Source organism: Larkinella fluvii, from assembly GCF_051857545.1.
GTDB lineage: Bacteria > Bacteroidota > Bacteroidia > Cytophagales > Spirosomataceae > Larkinella.
Window position 1 is genome coordinate 46582 of record NZ_JBPZHB010000004.1, and the last position, 19067, is coordinate 65648.

14 protein-coding genes are annotated in these 19067 nt (G+C 54.8%); 7 read left to right on the forward strand and 7 right to left on the reverse strand.

What is annotated here, in order from left to right; genetic code table 11:
• The first annotated feature begins 23 nt into the window (after positions 1 to 23).
• Positions 24 to 1652: a tannase/feruloyl esterase family alpha/beta hydrolase gene (locus ACS5NO_RS10530; RefSeq protein ID WP_439415115.1), complete on the forward strand. Its 1629-nt coding sequence runs from the start codon at positions 24 to 26 to the stop codon at positions 1650 to 1652.
• A gap of 96 nt (positions 1653 to 1748) precedes the next feature.
• Here the strand turns inward: ACS5NO_RS10530 and ACS5NO_RS10535 are convergent, their stop codons facing one another.
• From ACS5NO_RS10535 to ACS5NO_RS10550, 4 genes are all read right to left on the reverse strand, one after another.
• Complete coding sequence (locus ACS5NO_RS10535; RefSeq protein WP_439415116.1) at positions 1749 to 3215, reverse strand: amidohydrolase; 1467 nt, start codon at positions 3213 to 3215, stop codon at positions 1749 to 1751.
• Between the two features lie 84 nt (positions 3216 to 3299).
• Positions 3300 to 3914, reverse strand: coding sequence for a hypothetical protein (locus ACS5NO_RS10540; protein WP_439415117.1), 615 nt, complete (start codon positions 3912 to 3914; stop codon positions 3300 to 3302).
• A 146-nt stretch (positions 3915 to 4060) separates the two neighbouring features.
• Positions 4061 to 5647: a SusD/RagB family nutrient-binding outer membrane lipoprotein gene (locus tag ACS5NO_RS10545; RefSeq protein ID WP_439415118.1), complete on the reverse strand. Its 1587-nt coding sequence runs from the start codon at positions 5645 to 5647 to the stop codon at positions 4061 to 4063.
• A 36-nt stretch (positions 5648 to 5683) separates the two neighbouring features.
• A complete protein-coding gene (locus tag ACS5NO_RS10550; protein ID WP_439415119.1) occupies positions 5684 to 8893 on the reverse strand; it encodes a SusC/RagA family TonB-linked outer membrane protein in 3210 nt (1069 codons plus the stop codon).
• A 290-nt stretch (positions 8894 to 9183) separates the two neighbouring features.
• Here ACS5NO_RS10550 and ACS5NO_RS10555 point away from each other — a divergent pair, with 290 nt between their 5' ends.
• Complete coding sequence (locus tag ACS5NO_RS10555; RefSeq protein WP_439415120.1) at positions 9184 to 9750, forward strand: MOSC domain-containing protein; 567 nt, start codon at positions 9184 to 9186, stop codon at positions 9748 to 9750.
• Here ACS5NO_RS10555 and ACS5NO_RS10560 read toward each other — a convergent pair.
• Positions 9717 to 10391: an HAD family hydrolase gene (locus ACS5NO_RS10560; RefSeq protein WP_439415121.1), complete on the reverse strand. Its 675-nt coding sequence runs from the start codon at positions 10389 to 10391 to the stop codon at positions 9717 to 9719. The two genes, ACS5NO_RS10555 and ACS5NO_RS10560, sit on opposite strands and share 34 nt — an antisense overlap.
• Before the next feature lie 180 nt (positions 10392 to 10571).
• Positions 10572 to 11780 (reverse strand): MFS transporter, encoded by a 1209-nt coding sequence (locus ACS5NO_RS10565; RefSeq protein ID WP_439415122.1) that lies wholly within the window; start codon positions 11778 to 11780, stop codon positions 10572 to 10574.
• 132 nt (positions 11781 to 11912) lie between these two features.
• Between ACS5NO_RS10565 and ACS5NO_RS10570 the strand changes: the two genes are divergently transcribed.
• From ACS5NO_RS10570 to ACS5NO_RS10590, 5 genes are all read left to right on the forward strand, one after another.
• A complete protein-coding gene (locus tag ACS5NO_RS10570) occupies positions 11913 to 12761 on the forward strand; it encodes an AraC family transcriptional regulator (protein ID WP_439415123.1) in 849 nt (282 codons plus the stop codon).
• Positions 12762 to 12840: 79 nt separating this feature from the next.
• Positions 12841 to 13521, forward strand: coding sequence for an NUDIX hydrolase (locus ACS5NO_RS10575; protein ID WP_439415124.1), 681 nt, complete (start codon positions 12841 to 12843; stop codon positions 13519 to 13521).
• Positions 13522 to 13620: 99 nt separating this feature from the next.
• Entirely contained in the window at positions 13621 to 14466 is an 846-nt protein-coding gene (gene prs, locus ACS5NO_RS10580) for a ribose-phosphate diphosphokinase (protein WP_439415125.1), read from the forward strand.
• A complete protein-coding gene (locus ACS5NO_RS10585) occupies positions 14463 to 15923 on the forward strand; it encodes a nicotinate phosphoribosyltransferase (protein WP_439415126.1) in 1461 nt (486 codons plus the stop codon). The genes prs and ACS5NO_RS10585 overlap by 4 nt, the downstream gene beginning before the upstream one ends.
• A 117-nt stretch (positions 15924 to 16040) precedes the next feature.
• Entirely contained in the window at positions 16041 to 16919 is an 879-nt protein-coding gene (locus tag ACS5NO_RS10590; RefSeq protein WP_439415127.1) for an SDR family oxidoreductase, read from the forward strand.
• 6 nt (positions 16920 to 16925) lie between these two features.
• Here ACS5NO_RS10590 and ACS5NO_RS10595 read toward each other — a convergent pair whose 3' ends face one another.
• Positions 16926 to 19040, reverse strand: a complete 2115-nt coding sequence (locus ACS5NO_RS10595; RefSeq protein ID WP_439415128.1) for an outer membrane protein assembly factor BamB family protein — start codon at positions 19038 to 19040, stop codon at positions 16926 to 16928.
• Positions 19041 to 19067 lie beyond the last annotated feature (27 nt).

A 19067-nucleotide genomic window follows, 5' to 3' on the forward strand; every position in this document is an offset into this window, starting at 1 on the left:
TTGAAAACGCCCTTTGCCATCTCATGAAACCTTCTACAATACCCGCACTTCTTCTTGCTTTCAGCAGCAATCTTACCTTGTACGCCCAAACTGACAGCACTTCCTGTTCCTGCCAACAGCTTGCCAGACAGACGTTTCCGGGAGCCACCATCACGATGGCCGAGTGTGTAGCCGCCGGAACGTTCAGAATGCCAGGCAGTGGCGTGGCCGTTCCCGATCTGCCTGCTTTCTGCCGGGTGGCGGCTACGCTGAAACCTTCGCCAGAGTCGAATATCCGCATCGAAGTGTGGCTTCCCCAAACCGGGTGGAATGGCCGGTTTTTGGGAACCGGTACGGGCGGAGGAGCTGGCAGTATTGCCTACGGAGCTTTGGTGAATGGCCTGAAGCGCGGTTTCGCAACGGCCAATACCGACATGGGGACCTCTCCGAATGCGAATGAAGCCGTGGGGCACCCCGAACGCTGGGCAGATTTTGGCCACCGGGCCACGCACGAGATGACTAAAACCGCCAAAGCCATCACCCAGGCCCACTATCAAAAGCCGATCCAGCGTGCCTACTTCGCGGGTTGCTCGACCGGCGGGCAGCAGGCACTCATGGAAGCGCAGCGGTATCCGGACGATTATGACGGTATTTTAGCGGGCGCACCCGCCAATAACCGCACCCATTTGCACACCGGTTTTGTCTGGAATTACAAGGTGACCAATCAGTTAGCGGGAAGCGCGTTTCTGCCGAAAGAGAAGATTGCGCTCATCACCCAGGCGGTGGTGAAAGCCTGTGCCGGGAAGGATGGCGGAGCGCCCGGCGACAATTTTCTGACCGACCCCCGGGCGTGCCGGTTTGATCCCGAAACGCTTCCCAAATGCCCGGCAGGTACCGACGACGGCACCTGCCTGACCAGCGCGCAACTGACCGCCCTGAAACAAGTATACGCCGGACCAACGAACCCCCGAACGGGTGAGCGAATCTATACACCCCTGCCACTCGGGAGCGAAAACTCATCCGCCGGGCTAGAATACCAGCAGAATCCGAAACAGGCACCGGGTTCGCTTTTTTATCAATACAAATGGGTTTTTGGCCCGAACTTCGATTTCTCGGCTTTCGATTTTGACCGCGATCAGGACCGGATGGATTCCGTGTTGGCCCCCATTCTGAACGCGAACAATCCCGATTTGTCGTCCCTGAAAAAACGCGGGGGAAAGATTTTGATGTATGCCGGAACCGCTGATCCGCTCGTTCCGTATCAGGATGCCGTCACCTACTACGAGCGGGTGGTGGAAGCGCAGGGGGGCGCAAAGCAGACCACTGACTTTTTTCGGTTTTTTCTGATACCCGGTATGGCACACTGCGGGGGAGGGCCGGGCCTGAACGACTGTGGGCAAAGTCTGGCACTGACGGTTCCGCAGGATCGGGATCACGACATTTTGACCGCACTCATGAACTGGGTGGAGGAAGGCAAGGCCCCAGATCAATTGATCGCTACGGCTTACAGCGGTGGCGTCGCCAGCAACAGCATCCGGTTTCAACGCCCGATTTACCCCTATCCCAAACTGCCGACCTACAAGCGGGGTGACCCGAACGTTCCAACCAGTTACCGGGGTGTGGCCTACCCAAAACGTGCGGTTCTGAGCCCGGCAAAGGGGTATTTGAAATAGTTTACGGTTTTCCGTTTACGGTATTCGGTGGCTGACGCATTCTTAGCAGCACGCGTCACCGCCACCGAATACCGTAAACAGAAAACCGTAAACCTCTTACTTCCGGTAATCCAGCGCCGGTTTCCGGTCGCCTAGCAAGGCTTCGTATTTGAAAGCAGCACCACCGCGGGCTTTTTCCCAGTCGGTGTGGGCTTTTTGAATCAGGGTTGGATCTTTGAAGAGATCGATGGCGGTGAGCGACAGGGATTTAGCCGCGACCATCATGCCTTTGACGCCAATGCTTGTGCCGCTCGATGCCACCGCCTGCCAGCTATGGGCCGCCGTTCCCGGAACCCAGGTGGCGGCTGATAGCCCGACCGTCGGAACCACCCAGCTCACGTCGCCCACGTCCGTCGACGCGCTGCTGAGAAGGTCGTTATTCGAGAAAGGTGAAACCGCTGCGGCTTCCCCCGGTTTCCGAATGGAGCCAAATGTCGCCCCGAACGATTCGCCCAGCTTCTCGGCAAATTTGGTTTCTTCCGGGGTGTAGGTGACGCCACCCACCAGGCTCAGGTTTTTGTGCATCTGTTTCGCCAGAGTCTCTACAGGCAACAGATTGTAGACGCCACCGATGATTTCGTATTCCATTTTGGTTTCCGTACCCAGACCGGCTCCTTCGGCGGCTTTCACCATGCGCTTCCAGACATCCTGCAAAACCGTCCGGTTTTTGTGCCGGACGTAGTAATAGACCTCCGCAAAGTCCGGCACGACATTCGGGGCCTCACCGCCTTTGGTAATGACGTAATGCACCCGCGTATCCGACGGAATGTGTTCGCGCATCATGTTGATCATGTAGTTCATCGATTCCACGCCGTCGAGGGCCGACCGTCCGCGATCGGGAGACGCGGCTGCGTGGGCCGCAATGCCCCGGAAGCGGAATTTGGCGGTGATGTTGGCGAGCGAGGTCGACGGATCCGCTCCGTTGCGGTCGGCGGGATGCCAGTGTAAAACCACGTCTACATCGCTGAACAGGCCTTCCCGCACCATGTACACTTTTCCCGAACCGCCTTCTTCCGCCGGGGTTCCGTAGAGCCTGATGGTGCCGCCTTTGCCGGATTTCTGCAACCAGTTTTTCACCGCGATGGCCGACGCTACCGAACCGGGTCCGAACAGATTGTGTCCGCAGGCATGTCCGGCTTTTTTGGTGTCGAGTGGTTTTCGGTCAGGCGTGGCATCCTGTGTGATGCCGGGCAGGGCGTCGTATTCTGCCAAAATGCCGATGACCGGTTTGCCGCTTCCGAAGGTGGCCACAAAAGCCGTCGGAATACCGGCAACCCCGGCTTTCACCGAAAAACCTGCTTTGGTCAGTTCTTCCTGCAACAAAGCCGAGCTTTTCTGTTCCTGGTATCCCACCTCGGCCCAGTCCCAAATCTGTTTGGAAAGTGTGCCGTAGTGGGCCGATTTGCTGTCCAGCCCCGCCAGAACTTCCTGTTGCTCTATGGTTAGGGTCGATTGGGCGAGCAGGGCCGTAGGAAGCCAACCCAGTCCGAAGACCAGCAGCCGGAAAAGCGGTTTTTTTTGCATGACAAGTCGGTTAAGATGGTTTTGTAGGCGTCATGCCGGTCGTAACCGGCACGACGCTACCGTTTCGCTGATGAAGATATTGTTTTATTTTAAAGGTTGGTACAACGATTTCTTGTTATCCACCCGAATCACCAGGCGGCAATCGCCCACTTGCCCCCGGGTTTCGTCACAAATCCCGTCGTGGAACGCATCGAAACGACGGCCATCGTTGGTCTGGACCACAAATTTTAGCTGAAACGTATCGTTCAGCACCAGACTCGTTGGCGACACCCCAACGGCCGCAGCGGCTTCGCTGGCTTTGATGGAAACCGTTGCCGGGAAGGTCGAGAAGGTTTTCCACAACTTGTCATTGGCTACTAGACGGCTGGGCAATGGTGCCAGCGAACCACTCGGATACAGACAGCCGACACCGTTGCCACAGGAGGTCATGGAAGCCGCCAGCGTAATTTTGGGGCTGTTCAATCCGATCCAGACTTCAATGGCTTTAACACCGACGCCCTGACCAAAATCCTCACCACTCAACTGAAACTCAAAATCCGTGGTCGCCAGATTCGTGACGTCAAAATACGCTTTGGCGGCATTGACCTTCGCCACCGCCACCGCTCCGGCGGGAGCCAGCGGAATGGGATCTTTGGTCTGGCAGGCGTCTGAAATGACCAGCGCGGTTAAGAACAAGGTTATATAAACAAGTGATTTCATATAGTTCTGACGGTTTTTGATACCGTGTTTTAAGTTAGTTTATCGTTTACGGTTTTCCGTTTACGGTGGCTGACGCCTGCTCAATAAAACGCGTCAGCAAGTATGCGTCAGCCACCGTAAACCGTAAACCAAATACCGTAAACCGTTTACAAATCCCAGAAAACCGGGGTTACAAAATTGTTCTGGGCCGGGGCCGCCGTGTTGGTGTTCAACTCACGCTGTGAATACGTAAACCGCAGCGGGAACGGATTCAGGGGCGAAATCGGAGCCATCAGCGTCGGAATGCCGGTTCGGCGGTAGTCGTTGTACGATTCGATGCCGTTTCCGAACAGCGAAATGTACTTTTCGGTCATCACCACCGACAGTTTTCCGGCTGCCGGAGCCGCGTCGAATTTTGCCAGCCGATCAGTCACGAAATTGGTAATGGTCGTGGCCGATAGTTGCGTGCCTGAATTTCCCGGAGCCTGCACAAAGCTGTTGATGCTATTGAGGTTCAGGGTCATCCCGTTTTTGAAATACTCTTTGGCATCTCCCGTTGTGCCAAGGGTCAGCGCAGCTTCGGCCAGAATAAAGTTGACCATCGAAGCCGTAACGATCGGGAAAATACCGGCACCGGTGCCGTCAGCCGTGGTCACCACCCGGAAATTGGCCGGGGTATTGACGCCCGCGTTGGTCAAGAATACGTTGCTGGCTGGCAAATTGCTAATGGGATTGTTGTCGTATAAACCGCCGTAGGGATAAAGACCGAACGTAGCCCGAACGGCGTTGTCGGCGGGGGCACCGGTGGGGTCACCCGTAAAGCGGCCGCCGTAACCGTTGCTGGTCCGGGTGAAATTGACCCCGGCATTGTTGGTCTGGCGATACACGTAATAGCGTAGCCGCGGATCATCGGCATTGTACAGACGCTCCATAAAGCCCTGATCCATCCAGAAATCCTTCGTGGCGCGGTAGTCGCTGATGTGAATCGGGTGGCGGTTTTGGGGGGTCTCGGTCGCACCAAACTTGAAAGTAAAATCCTGCGCATTCGTCAGAATCAACTGTCCCCCGGCAATCAGCGCGTTGATTTCCTGTTTCACCCGCGCCTGTTCGCTCGGAACGAGTCGAATCTGATTCAGGAGCTTCAGTTTCAGGCTGTTGGCCGCCCGAATCCAGCCCAGCCGATCACCCCGGTAAAACAGATCCGCATTGCCCGGCGATACATACGGCGTCTTGTTCAGATCCGCCACTGCTTCGTCGATCAGCTTGAAAACGGCTGCATAAATATCGGCCCCTTTGTCGAATTTCGGGCTGAGGTTGCCGTCACCCTGCGACGCTTCCGAGAACGGTACATCGCCCCAGAGATCGACCAGCACACTGTAAACATATGCTTTTTCGAGTTTGGCGATTCCGACGTAGCTCCACTGGCTTCTGGCGGTTCCTTCCCGGATGATGATTTCCAGGTCGTTCAGGGCTTCCGAGTAAATACCGTTCCAGGGCGTCTGGAAAGTCGAACCGCTCATGTCGAAGCGGCTGGGGCCGTTTTGCGTCGCGTGCTGCATGATGACCGTTGCCACGCGGTTGGTGGCGCCCCCGCCGATGTGGACGCCAATGGAAACCTGCGTAGCCGGAAGAAGCAGATCCAGCACCGGTTGCGCCGGGGTGTTTGGATCGACGTTGATGTCCAGAAAATCATTGCAACTGCTGAACGTGAGCGCGAGAAAAGCCCCGAGGAACAGTTTAAATATCGTTTTCATAAATAAGTTTCGGTAAATGTTGGAGAGAAAACCGCATCAGAACGTAAACCGCAGGTTGACGCCATACCGTTTGGTGGTTGGAACTGCCACCAGTTCGAAGCCCTGGGCATTGCCCGCACCCAGTGAATTTACTTCCGGATCGAAGTTCATGTATTTAGGAAAGTTGGGAGCTTTGTACCACAGGTTGCGACCGCTGAGCGAAATCGTTGCCGATCCAAAGGGCGTTTTCGCCAGCCAGAGCGCCGGAATCTGGTAGGCCAGCGACACTTCACGCAGGCGGAAAACCGTCGCGTCGAAAACCCGGAACTCGTCGGCGGTTCCCTGACTGCCACTGAAAGCACCCGTACCGAAATAATATTCGTTGACCGAAATCGGGATGTTGTTGGGTTGTTTCTGGCCGTCGGCCGTCAAAATGGGCATTTTGGTGTTTGGATCGCCCAATACGCCCACCGGCACCAGCACCTTGTTGCGGTCTTCGTTGTCGCGCGTGATGCCCCGGCTCAGCATTTCGGCCACCGAAACCGACAGCAGATCACCGCCCTGTTTCCAGTCAAACAACGCACCGAGCGTGAAGCCTTTGAAGGTAAAGGTGTTGGTGATTCCCATCGTGAACTTTGGGTTCGGATTGCCGACCGGTCCCTGACGATCCGCCAGAATGGCTTTGCCGGTGGCCGGGTTGATCAGCAGGTTGCCTTCGTCGTCGCGCAGGTAATAGCTGCCCCGAATCAAACCGTAGGGCTGGCCAACGATGTGCATACTGCCGATCGTGTTGGTTGCATTCGCCTGGCTGTAATAGAGTTCGGTTGCGCCACCCAGATCCAGCACCAGGTTTCGGTTGCGGGTGAAAGCCGTGTAAATGTTCCATTTGAACCCGTTGGACAACTGGATCGGCGTGATGTCCAGACCAAGTTCAATGCCTTCGTTGCGCACTTTTCCGAGGTTCACCACCCGTGTCAGATAACCGGACGACGGTGCGACATCGACCGTGAAAATCTGGGACGTACTGATCTTGCGGTAATACGTCAGGTCGATTCCGATGCGGTCTTTCAGAAAACGCAATTCGGTACCGGCTTCAAATTCGCGGATAAACTCCGGTTTCAGCGTCGCACTGCCCAGCCGGTTGCTGTAGGTCATTGCGTTGACGCCGTTGAACGGGGCCAGAATGTCGACCGGTCCGGGATGCGTGAACGACGGGTTGATGTTGTAAACCGTCTGGGTCTGGTACGGACTGGCTTCGTTACCGACCACGGCGTAACCCAGGCGGATTTTACCGAATGACAGGATCGCCGGGTTGGTTTTGAAGAGTTCTGTGAAAACAAACGAGCCGTTGACGCCCGGATAAAAGTAACTCCGGTTTCCTTTTGGGAGGGTCGAGGAAATGTCGTTCCGGGCGACCACGTTCAGGAAGGCGAAGTTGCGGTACGACAACTGAAAATCCCCGAAAAACGCCATAAACCGCTGTTTGATCAGGTTTCCGCCGAACGTCTGCTGAATCCGGGTGTTGTCGAGATCGTTGATGCCCGGCACGATAATCCCATCGCCAAACACGAGCTGGCGGTCGGTCAGCCGTTGGTTGACGTTGTTGCCGATGATGGCCCGCAAGCTGAAATCCGGTCCGAAATCCCGGGTTGCGGTAATGAGCAGGTTGCCATCAAGTTCCTGGCGGTAGATGTTGTCGTCGGTGACGTTTCCGTTTGGATAAATCTCGCCATTCTTCCCGTTCACGCTCCGGCGACGGTCGGTGTAGGCATTGAAACCCGCCGTATACTGGACATTCAACCACGAAAACGGATCGAATCCGAGGGTGAATTTTCCGTAATACCGGTCCACTTTGCTCGTAAACGGGCTGTTTTTTACCGACCAGTACGGGTTGTCGATCCCGACCCGGTCATACACACTGCCGCCGGTCAGCGGGTTGGTGTTGGGGTAGTTGGTCAGGTCGTAGCTGTTGGGCGTCCACGGCAGAATTTCGATGGCCGAGGGGCCGTTCCCGATGCTGGACGTAAGCTGCGGGGAGCGCTGGTCGATGTTTACGTACGTCAGTGACCCGTTGAGGTAGAAGCCGTTGTCCAACTGCGCATTGCCGCCGATGTTGAAACTGGTCCGGTTGATTTTATTCTCGGGAACAATCCCTTTGTTGGCCGTCCGCGAAAAACCGGCGGTCAGGCTGGCTTTTTCGTTGCCCCCCGACACACTGAAAGCGTTTTCGTAGACAAAGCCGTTTTCGTAGAAATTCTCAAAGTTCTGCTGACCAAACGGTTCGTATTTGACCTTTTTGTTCGCCAATTCCGGGAAAACCGTTGGCAGACGAACGCCGATGGGGTGGAGGATGGAGTCGATCTGAGAATAGGGTGCTCCCCAGGTTCCAAATACGCCGTAGCGCGTGTCCCACTCGGTTCCCTGACCATACGTTGTCTGGTATTCCGGTGCTTTGGCGAGTTTCTCGTACGAATACGAAGTGTTGTACGTGATCTCCAGGCCCTTTTTTGACTTCTTGCGGTTGTTTTTAGTCGTCACGATGATGGCCCCATTGGCCGCCCGCGAACCGTAGAGGGCTGCCGCAGCTGCCCCTTTCAAAACCGTCATCGACTCGATGTTGTTGGGATCGAGGTCAAAGGCGCGGTTGGTGAAACTCGCCCCGCCCTGCTGACCGCCATCGGTCAGAAACGAAGAGTTGTCGAACGGCACTCCATCGACAACGAACAGCGGCTGATTGTTGTTGGAAAGCGACGAGTTTCCGCGAATCGTGATGTTGGTCGAACCACCGGCGGCCCCGCCCGATCCCTGTACGTTGACCCCGGCCACTTTTCCCGAGAGGGACCGAAGCGGGTCCGGTTCCGAAATCTGGGCAATTTTGCTGCTGTTGATGGTGCTCACCGAGTAGCCCAGGGCTTTCTTTTCCCGGGTAATCCCAACGGCGGTGACGACGACTTCGGTCAACTGCTTGGTGTCCGTTGGCAGCGAAACGTCGATGGTGGTTTGGGAACCGATGGTCACTTCCTGGGTCTGGAAGCCGATGGAGGAGAAAACGAGCGTGGTGGCACCCGCCGGGACGTTAATCTGGTACTCGCCCTGTGCGCCGGTCACCGTTCCAATTTGCTGGTTTCCTTTGACCGACACCGTCACGCCCGGCAAAACCGTGCGTTCTTCGGCCGTAATGACCTTACCACGAATGGCTTTCTGCTGAGCGTGGCTCAGGAAGGCACAGAGTAGCAGGAAAAATGTGAGTTGTACACATTTTGTCATAGAATTTAATAGAGTAAGTGAAAAATAGGTTAGGTACAGTTCTGGACTGATTATTTCAAAATAAACACAATATTTGGAATAATTGGTCTTAAATAGAACAATATTTTTTTAAAATTCTATATTTTAATATAAAATCATTAAATATTTAAACCTGTTTTGGAAAGGTTACTGAAAATGTATTTGAGGATCGTATGGGTTATTGTATTTGAATTGTACAAAAAAATAGCTGGGACTGTAGGGTAACCGTTAGTAGTAATTTGCCGTAACATCTATACGTCATATTCATCTCTATGCGGAAAAATCAATACCTTCACAGTCCATCAAGCGTAGAATTTGTGGAAAATCAGTTGAAGATTTTACTGGAAACCTTTCCCCGTTCGGGGCAGGTAGAGTGGCTGGGGATTAGGCCGCAGAAACACGGTGCCATCGAAGTGGTTCGTGAAGTCGAAGTTTCGGAGAAGAAGGGACTGCTGGGCGATCACTACAGCGGGCGGAGCGGCAACCGGCATGTGACACTGATTCAGGCCGAACACCTGCCGGTGGTGGCCGCCCTGACCGGGCGTGAATCGCTCGACCCGACTTTGCTGCGGAGAAATCTGGTGATCGCCGGGCTGAACCTGCTGGCGTTGAAAGACCATCAGATTCAGATCGGCGATGCGGTTATTCTGGAAATTACCGGACAATGTCACCCCTGTTCACGCATGGAAACCAACCTGGGGCCGGGCGGTTACAACGCCATGCGCGGCCACGGCGGGCTTACGGCGCGGGTTGTTCGGGGCGGCAGTATTCATTTGAATGATCCGGTTACGGTCTTAAAAACCGATCAAACCGGGACCGAGCGGCTGACCAATTCCTGAAACCGGTCGGGCGTCAGTTCCGTGAAGTCACGGATTACTTCGTCGGCTCCCACTCGCAGCAGTTCTTCGGCCGAGTCCGTGGTGGCCAGTCCGATCACATAAGCGCCCGCAGCTTTGGCCGCCCGGATGCCCGTGGTTGAATCTTCAAAAATGACGCTCTCGTGGGGTTCAACGCCCAGCAGTTCCATCGCTTTTTGGTAGATTTCCGGGTCCGGTTTCGGTCGGCTGACCTTGCTTTCGTCGAGTAAAACCGTAAACCACGAACGCAAATCCAGCGCATCCATCACAAAATCGAGGTTTTCGAGCGGTGCCGAGGTGCCGACTGCGGTCAAGATACCGGCATTCCGCAGCGATTGGAGAAGGTCGGTTAAACCGGCCACCGGTGAAATGTCGGGCTGATACAATTCCCGAAACAAGGCTTCCTTTTCGGCGGCCAACTGCCGGGATTCGGCATCCGACAACGTGCGATCGGTGAAGAGGTGCGTCAGAATCTGGCTGTTGTGTTTACCCGAAACGTACTGGACAAAATCAGCATCGGACAGCGGTTTTCCGTATCGTTCAAAATACTGGCGCCAGGCCAGTCGGTGGTGGGGATTGGTGTCGACAATGACACCATCCATGTCAAAAATGGCAGCTTTCATGAGTGAATGTAGAGAATGGAGCGGTGAAACCGCGTTTTGAATGTTTTTAGGACTTTCGCATTCTGCCCCTAAATCCCCTAAAGGACGGTCGGCCGCTGCCGGACTTTTAGCATCCGGATTAAGCTGCGTCCAAGTCCCCTTTAGGGGATTTAGGGGCAGAATGCGAAAGTCCTAGTTTTATCAGACGTTTACTTTTCGTGAAATGAAAGCAGAAAGCAACAGCACGACGACGACCAGACCCAGTCCATAGGCCAGCCCGTAGGCTTCGGCCACAAAACCGATGACGGGCGGTCCGGCCAGAAAACCGATAAAACTGAAGGTCGCAAAAGTGGCCAGACCGGTGGCTGCCGGAATGCCCGGAACGCGCATCGAAGCCGTATACAATATGGGCGCAATCAGCGAACAACCCGCGCCCAGCAGGGCAAATCCCGCCAGCACCACCAACGGAACCGGAACCAGAATGGCCAGAAACAGCCCCGAAGCCGCTACCAGACTGCCCACACTCAGGATGCGTTTGGCTCCGAAACGCGGAATGATGGCGTCGCCCATGAACCGGCCAATCGTCATCGCCAGTGAAAAACAGCCAAAACCCAGCGCGGCAATCTGGCTGGAGGCACCGGTTGATTCGTGGAGGTAAACGGCACTCCAGTCGAGAGCCGCTCCCTCGCCCATGGCAACGGCCAGACCAATGAAAATCATGAGCAACAGCAGCATATTCGGTTTCACGAAAGCCGCCGACGATTCGGTGGGTGGTTGCGCCGGGATCGTCGCCAGGATGGGACGCAGCGCAATCGTCAGCAGGAGTAGCGCGATGGTGACGGCGAGCATGTGGATGGAGGGCGAAACGTGAATGGCAATCAGAATGCCGGCCAGCAGCGAACCAACCATACCGCCGAGGCTCCACATACCGTGGCAGGAAGACATGATCAGAATCTTTTGTTCCCGTTCGACATCGGCTGCGCAGGTGTTCATCGCCACATTCAGCAAGGCCGCGCTCAGCCCCACCAGAAACAAGCCAAAGGCCATCAGGGCTACGTTGGGGGCATTAATGGGGATCAAGGTGCTGAAACACAGCACCAACGCACTCAAAAAACAGGTTCGGGCGGCCCCCAGCCGGGCAATGATCCAGCCCGTTAAGGGGTTCATGAGCAGCAGCCCGACCGGCATGGCAAAGAGGACCATGCCCAAACCGGCGTCGGTCAGGTGCAGTTTTTCTTTGACGTAAGGGATATGCGCCACCCAACCGCCCAGTGACAGGCTTTCCGTGGTGAAAACGAGTCCGACAGCCCGCGCCTGCGGATTGGTAAAAAACGTTTGAAGGCTTTGCAGGAGGCTTGGTGTGGTTGACGGTTTTTCGTCGAGTGTTATGTTCATTGTATTCTGATTCATTCTGGTTACAAAAATAAGGCGGTTTTTTCACTTCTATTTTCGTTTAATTATCTTATTTTGGTGCTACGTTGATTTATTTACCCAATATCATGTTTCCAAAATGTTAACAGTGCATCTGTTCGATCCTAAACAATGAAACCGCAGTTTGAAAAAATAGAACCGGAATTCGGGAGTTCGTTCCGGCTGATGCACCACACCCAGCCGGACAGTTGCTGGGTTTACTGGCATTACCACCCCGAATACGAGATCGTGTACATTCCGCGCGGCAATGGCAAACGCCACATTGGTCACCACGTCTCTACCTATTCGGATGGTGAACTGGTGTTTCTAGGGCCGAATTTGCCGCACCTGAATTTTAGCCACGGAATCGTCGGGGAGTTTGAGGAAATTGTGGTGCAGATGCGCGAAGATTTTCTGGGGAAGGATTTTCTGCAAAAACCGGAAATGGAGGCCATTCGACGGTTGTTCGAGCGGGCGCACCAGGGCATGTCATTTTACGGGCAAACCAAGCAGCAGGTGGGGCAGCAGGTCGCGTCGCTGGTGACGCTGCCACCCTTTGAACGGATGCTGGCGTTGCTGACCATTTTTCAGCAACTGGCGGTTTCGACCGAGTACCAGATCCTGAACGCCGAAAGCATCAGCCTCGATCTGAACGGCCGGGAGCAGGAGCGGATCAATCGCATTTATGGATTTGTGGAAACCAACTACATTCAACCCATTGACATTCAGGATGTCGCTTCGTTGGCAAACATGACGGTGCCGGCTTTTTGCCGGTATTTCAGGAAAATGACCCAGATGACGTTCACGGATTTTGTCAACGAGTTCCGCATCACCCAGGCCCGCAAGCTCCTGACCGGCGACCGCAGCATTGGCGATGTCTGCTACGAAAGCGGTTTTAACAACCTGTCGCACTTCAACAAGGTATTCAAACAGCGAACGGGACAAACGCCGGGACTGTATCGCAAAAGCCTGAAATTGTAAGTAGAACGGGCTTTTCCGGATGACCACTCGCTAAGACGCCGGGCCGGATGCGTAATTTTTGTCGTATACTTGCCCCGGTATGACTATTCACCAAACGATAAAAGTAGCCGTCGATGCCGTGGTTTTCGGGTATCGAAACCAGGCCCTGCACCTCCTGTTGATCCAGCGAAAGCTGGAACCGTATCGGGGGGGCTGGGCGTTGCCGGGCGGTTTTGTGTTGGATAACGAGAGCCTGGAAGCCGCCGTTCACCGCGAGTTGAGCGAAGAAACCAATGTGACCATTAATTACTTGGAACAACTTTATACCTTCGGCCAGCCCAATCGCGATCCCCGTTTCCGGACGGTTGCCGTTGCCTATTATGCCCTCGTGAAGCCGGAAGCCTTTGCCATTGCCGCTTCGACGGATGCTGACGATGTCCGCTGGTTCGACGTTCGGGACTTACCTGATCTGGCGTTCGACCACGCCGAAATCATTCAACACGCCTTGCAGCGTCTGCGCAGCAAATTGAGGTATGAACCCGTTGGATTTGGGTTGCTCAGCGAGAAATTTCTGTTCTCGGACTTCGAAAAACTCTACGCAACGATTCTCGACAAACCCATCGACCGGCGCAATTTCCGGAAAAAGGTGTTGAGCTTCGGGCTGTTGACGGAATTGAACGAAAAACGATCCGATGGGAAAGGGCGTCCGGCGAATCTGTTTCAATTTAATGAAAATCAGTACTTTAAGATGAAAGAGTGCGGTTTTTACTTCGAGCTTTGAACGAACGGTTTACCGTTTGCTCAACAGTTGGCAAATAAAAACCGCAAAATGTAGTTACTATGTAGTTTGTTTTGTTGATTTGCGTAAAAAATACGCAAAATGATTTATCTACACCTTTCTCCCGGTTTTGAGCCCTACGGTCCGTCCGTGCCGTTCAAGGCGTTCACTTTCAATGGGGGAGAACCACACCTGAAATTAAGCGGGCCTTTGGCCGAAACCAGCGTACTGATCACGACCCGCCTGAACACGTTTCAGGATGTGGGCCTGCTTCTGGTGGCAACGGATGCCCTGCGCCGGGCCGGTGCCGAACGCATCAGCCTCTTCGTTCCGTATTTCCCCGGTGCGCGTCAGGACCGGGTTATGGTGCCGGGCGAACCGCTGACTGTTAAAGTCTACACCGACCTGCTGAATGCCCAGCAGTATTACCAGATTACGGTTTTCGATCCCCATTCCGACGTAACGCCCGCTTTACTTGATAGGGTTCAAGTGATTGACAACCACCGGTTTGTTGCGCAATGCCTTACGCAGATCGGTGACTGTAAACTGATTGCACCGGATGGGGGTGCGTTAAAGAAAATCTATAAACTCTCCGAAGCCCTGGGCGGTATGGAGGTGGTGGAATGCAGCAAACGGCGGGATGTCAAAACCGGCGATTTGTCGGGCTTTCTTGTATCGGGGCCGGATTTGCAAGGCGCGTCCTGCGTCATCGTGGACGACATCTGCGACGGCGGGGGCACGTTCGTGGGCCTGGCCGATGAACTCAAAAAACACGGGGCCGGTGATTTGTACCTGATGGTCAGCCACGGGATTTTCAGCCGGGGCCTTGAGCCGCTGGCGACCTCGTTCAAACGGGTTTTTACGACGGATTCCATTCGCGAAATCACCCATCCTCTTCTGAATCAAGTCTCATTTTCCAGCTTTTTACCACACCTTTCCAACCAATGACGACCCTCAATCTTTCCGACGGTTACAAAGTAGACCACCGTCGTCAATACCCCACCGGAACTGAACTGGTCTATTCGAACTGGACCCCCCGCAAAAGCCGCCTTGAGCAGGTCGATCGCGTGGTTTTCTTTGGCTTACAGTACTTTATCAAAAAATACCTGATCGAGGATTACAACCGGAATTTCTTCGCCCGCCCAAAAGAAACCGTCGTGGCCGAATACAAACGCCGGATCGAAAGCTACCTGGGGCCGGGTGCGATTACCTACGATCACATTGAAAAGTTACATGATCTGGGCTATTTGCCGCTCGAAATCAAAGCCGTTCCGGAAGGAACGCGGGTGCCGATGCGGATGCCGATGTTTACCTTCAAAAACACCCGCCCCGAAGAATTCTGGCTGACTAATTTTCTGGAAACCATCCTGTCGTGCATCCTGTGGTTGCCCTGCACCAGTGCGACAACGGCCTTCGAATACCGGAAAATCCTGGACGGCTATGCCGAAATAACAGGTGGTGATCCGGCGTTTGTCCCCTGGCAGGGCCACGATTTCAGTTTTCGCGGGATGGGCGGTCTCGAAGCGGCTTTGTTGAGTGGAGCGGCTCATTTACTGAGCTTTACAGGAACGGACACCATTCCCGCCCTGGATTTTCTGGAACAGTATTATGGTGCCAACTCCGACACCGAACTGATCGGCGGGAGCGTTCCGGCGACGGAACATTCGGTGATGTGTATGGGGATGCAGGATGGCGAAATTGAAACTTTCCGGCGGCTCATTCAGGATGTGTACCCGAAAGGCGTGGTCAGCATCGTGTCCGATACCTGGGATTTCTGGCAGGTCATTACCGGGTATTTGCCCCAGCTAAAACCGCTCATTCTGGCCCGCGACGGCAAGGTGGTGATTCGCCCCGACAGTGGAGACCCGATCAAAATCATCTGCGGTGATCCGGATGCCCGCGAAGGAACCCCGGAATACAAAGGAGCCATCGAATGTCTGTGGGAGGTTTTTGGCGGAACCGTTACGGATAAAGGCTTCAAGGTGCTGGACTCTCACATCGGGTTGATTTACGGCGACAGCATCAACCTCGAACGCTGCCAGGCCATTTGTGAAGGCTTGTACCAGAAAGGGTTTGCTTCCACGAACGTGGTGCTGGGCATCGGAAGTTACACCTACCAGTACGTGACGCGCGACACCTTCGGGTTTGCCGTGAAAGCCACGTATGGTGAAGTGAACGGCGAAGGACGCGCGATTTTCAAAGATCCCAAAACCGATGACGGAACGAAGAAAAGCGCGAAAGGGCTGATTCGTTTGGTGAGCGACGAAACCGGTACGACGGTGATGGAAGACCAGGTGAGTTGGGAAAAAGAAGGAACGGGGTTGCTGGAAACCGTCTTCAAAGATGGCCAGTTGCTGAAAGAACAGACCTTGCGCGAAATCCGGGCCAGGCTGGCAACCCAGTAAGGAACCGTGCTAAAAGGAGCGGGTGTTCGTCGGGGTGACGGATGCCCGCTCTTTCGTTTTCTTACAATTTTGGGCGGGAAAGAAGGTTGAAATTTGTCCGATCAAACCAACACAATCATGACACAATCAACCTCCCCTTCGATTCTTATTACGGGTGCCACCGGCACGATTGGTTCCGAACTCGCCACCCAACTTTCCGCCAAAGGCATCCCGTTCCGCGCACTGGTGCGTTCTCTGGAAAATGCCAAAACGCTGGCGCAACTCGACGGTGCCGAACCGGTGGTCGGCGACTTGAACGATCCCGAAAGCCTGGTTCGCGCATTGGACGGTATCGAACGGGCTTTTCTGCTCACCAACTCGTCGGAACAGGCGGAAACGCTGCAAATGAACTTCGTTGCAGTGGCGCAACAAACTGGTGTAAAGCATCTTGTAAAACTTTCCCAGTTTGCCGCCGACCTTCATTCGCCCGTCCGGTTTTTGCGGTATCATGCCGCCATCGAGCAAAAAATCCGTGAATCCGGACTGTTGTTTACCTTTCTTCGCCCGAATCTGTTCATGCAGACCCTGCTGGGTTTCCGCGACCCCATCGTGAACCAGGGGAAATTCTTTGCCACGGCAGGAGATGCCCGAATTAGCATCGTCGACATCCGGGACATTGCCGCCGTGGCAGTCGAAGCCTTAACCAAGCCGGGCCACGAAGGCAAAACGTACGATCTGACCGGCCCCGAAGGGTTGAAGCATCAGCAGATGGCGGCTCACTTTTCCGACGTCCTCGACCGACCGGTTCTTTACATCGATGTGCCGCCCGCCCATTTGCGGCAGGCGTTGCACTCCGTGGGTTTTCCCGAATGGCAGGCCGACGGGTTGATTGAAGACTACGCCCATTATGCCCGCGGGGAAGCTTCGGCGGTTTCTTCGGCCATTCAGGAGGTGACGGGTAAGCCGCCCCGCGATTTCAAAAGTTTTGTGCGGGATTACACGGCGGTTTTTTCCTGATCGAGCCTACGGCAACGCAAAGGCGACGTAACTATCGCCCTTTTTCGTCCCCAGCTTGGTGCCGCCACAGGCGATGACGATGTATTGTTTGCCGTTCACTTCGTACGTACTGGGCGTCGCATACCCAGCCGCCGGGAGTTCAGTTTGCCACAATACCGTCCCGGTTTTTTTGTCGATGACCCGGAACATGCCGTCTTTGCTGGCGGCAATGAACAGCAAACCGCTGGCTGTGACGACTGGGCCACCGTAGCTCTCGGCCCCGGTTTGCGGAATGCCTTTGGCGGTCAGTTCCTTCAGTTCGCCGAACGGTTTTTGCCAGAGGTGTTCACCCGTGTTGAGGTTGATGGCGGTCAGCGTTCCCCAGGGCGGGCGGATGGCGGGGTAGCCTTTGCTGTCCAGGAATTTGGTGTAGCCATTGAATTTATAGGGTACATACGGTTCCTTTTTGCCGGGTTTCGCGGAGGTTGCTTCTACCTTTTCATCACCGAACAGGAAGGCCGTCAGCGCCTGTTTTTCGGATTCGGAAAACCGCGTAAAACCGGGCATCATGCCTTTGCCGGAGGTGATGAGTTTACTGACAAACTCCCGATCCCGGCGTTGCCCGATGTTGACCAGCGACGGATAACCACTGGTCGGATTGCCTTTGCGGTCCGGCCGGTGGCAAACCGCACAGTTGAGCGTATACAGTTTTTCGCCCGGACTCAGGTGGGCCAGTTCTTCGTCTTTCGGCGTATCACGCAGACTCAACAGCCACGCCATCTCATTGGCATTCACGTACATAATGCCATCGGGATCGACGGCGGCACCGCCCCATTCGCCCCCGCCGTCCAGACCGGGATAAACGAGCGTCGGGGTTTTGCCGAGCGGTTGGTACGGGCCGACTTTAGAACGTCGGTAGGTTGCCAGCAACGAATCCCGGTTTTCGGCGAGTGGGCTTAAATCCGCTTCGGAAATGGTCTGCCGGGAAAAAGGTGCCGGTTTGGTCGGAACCGGTTGCGTTGGCCAGGTGTATTCATCGGGCAAGGATGATTTCGGATACGGCGTTTCCTTAATCGGGAAAAGCGGTTTTCCGGTTACGCGGTCAAAAACAAAAACGTGTCCGGTTTTGGTGATCTGCGCCACAGCATCGACGGTTTTGCCCTGACTTTTAACGGTAATCAGATTGGGCGGAGCGGGCAGGTCGCGGTCCCAGATGTCGTGGTGAACAAACTGGTAATGCCAGATGCGTTTCCCGGTTTTGGCGTCCAGGGCCAGCAGGCAATTGGCAAACAGGTTCTGGCCTTTGCGGTTGCCGCCGTAAAAGTCGAAAGCCGCCGAGCCGGTCGGAACATACACAATGCCGCGCTGGCGATCGATGGCCATGCCCGACCAGTTGTTGGCTCCACCAATGTTGGTATTTTTATAGGCGTCCTTCGGCCAGGTTTCGTAGCCGAATTCGCCGGGGTTCGGAATTGTCCGGAAAACCCAGGCGATTTTTCCGGTTTTCACATTAAAAGCCTGAATGTAGCCCAAGGCTGCATCCGAGCCTTCGGAGAGCCGCAACGGCATAATGATGACGTCGCCAAAGATCGTTCCGGGTGTATTGGAGATGACAAACTTATCGGCAGCGGTGGGACCAAGTCCGGCTTTCAGGCTGGCTTTCCCATCCGTCCCAAAGCTGGGAATCAGGATGCCCGTTCGGGCATCGACGGCGCAGAGGTTGGAGCCGGAAGCGAAGAGAATGCGCTTGTCGTCGTTGTTACTCCAGTAGGTGACACCCCGGGTGGTGTTGACTCCGCCCTTGTTGGCTTCTTTATACCGCCACTTTTCCTGTCCCGTTGCCGCATCGAGCGCAAACACCTGACAGGAAGCCGTGATGCCGTATAACGTTCCGTCGACAATGATGGCGTTACACTGCACCTGCCCCGAATCTTTGGAATGATATTCCCACGCAATTTGTAACTTACCGACGTTGGAAGCGTTAATCTGGTCGAGTGGCGAGTAATGGTTCCGGTCGGGACCGCCGAGGTATTCGGGCCATTCGCGGGAGGAAGCGGGTGGTTGGAGGGCGTCGGAGAAGAACCGGGCCGCGGTCAACGAAGCCGCCAGCAGAACAGCCGCAGGGAATAAAAAACGTTTCATTCGGTTTAGGAAAGCACGAATCGTGCT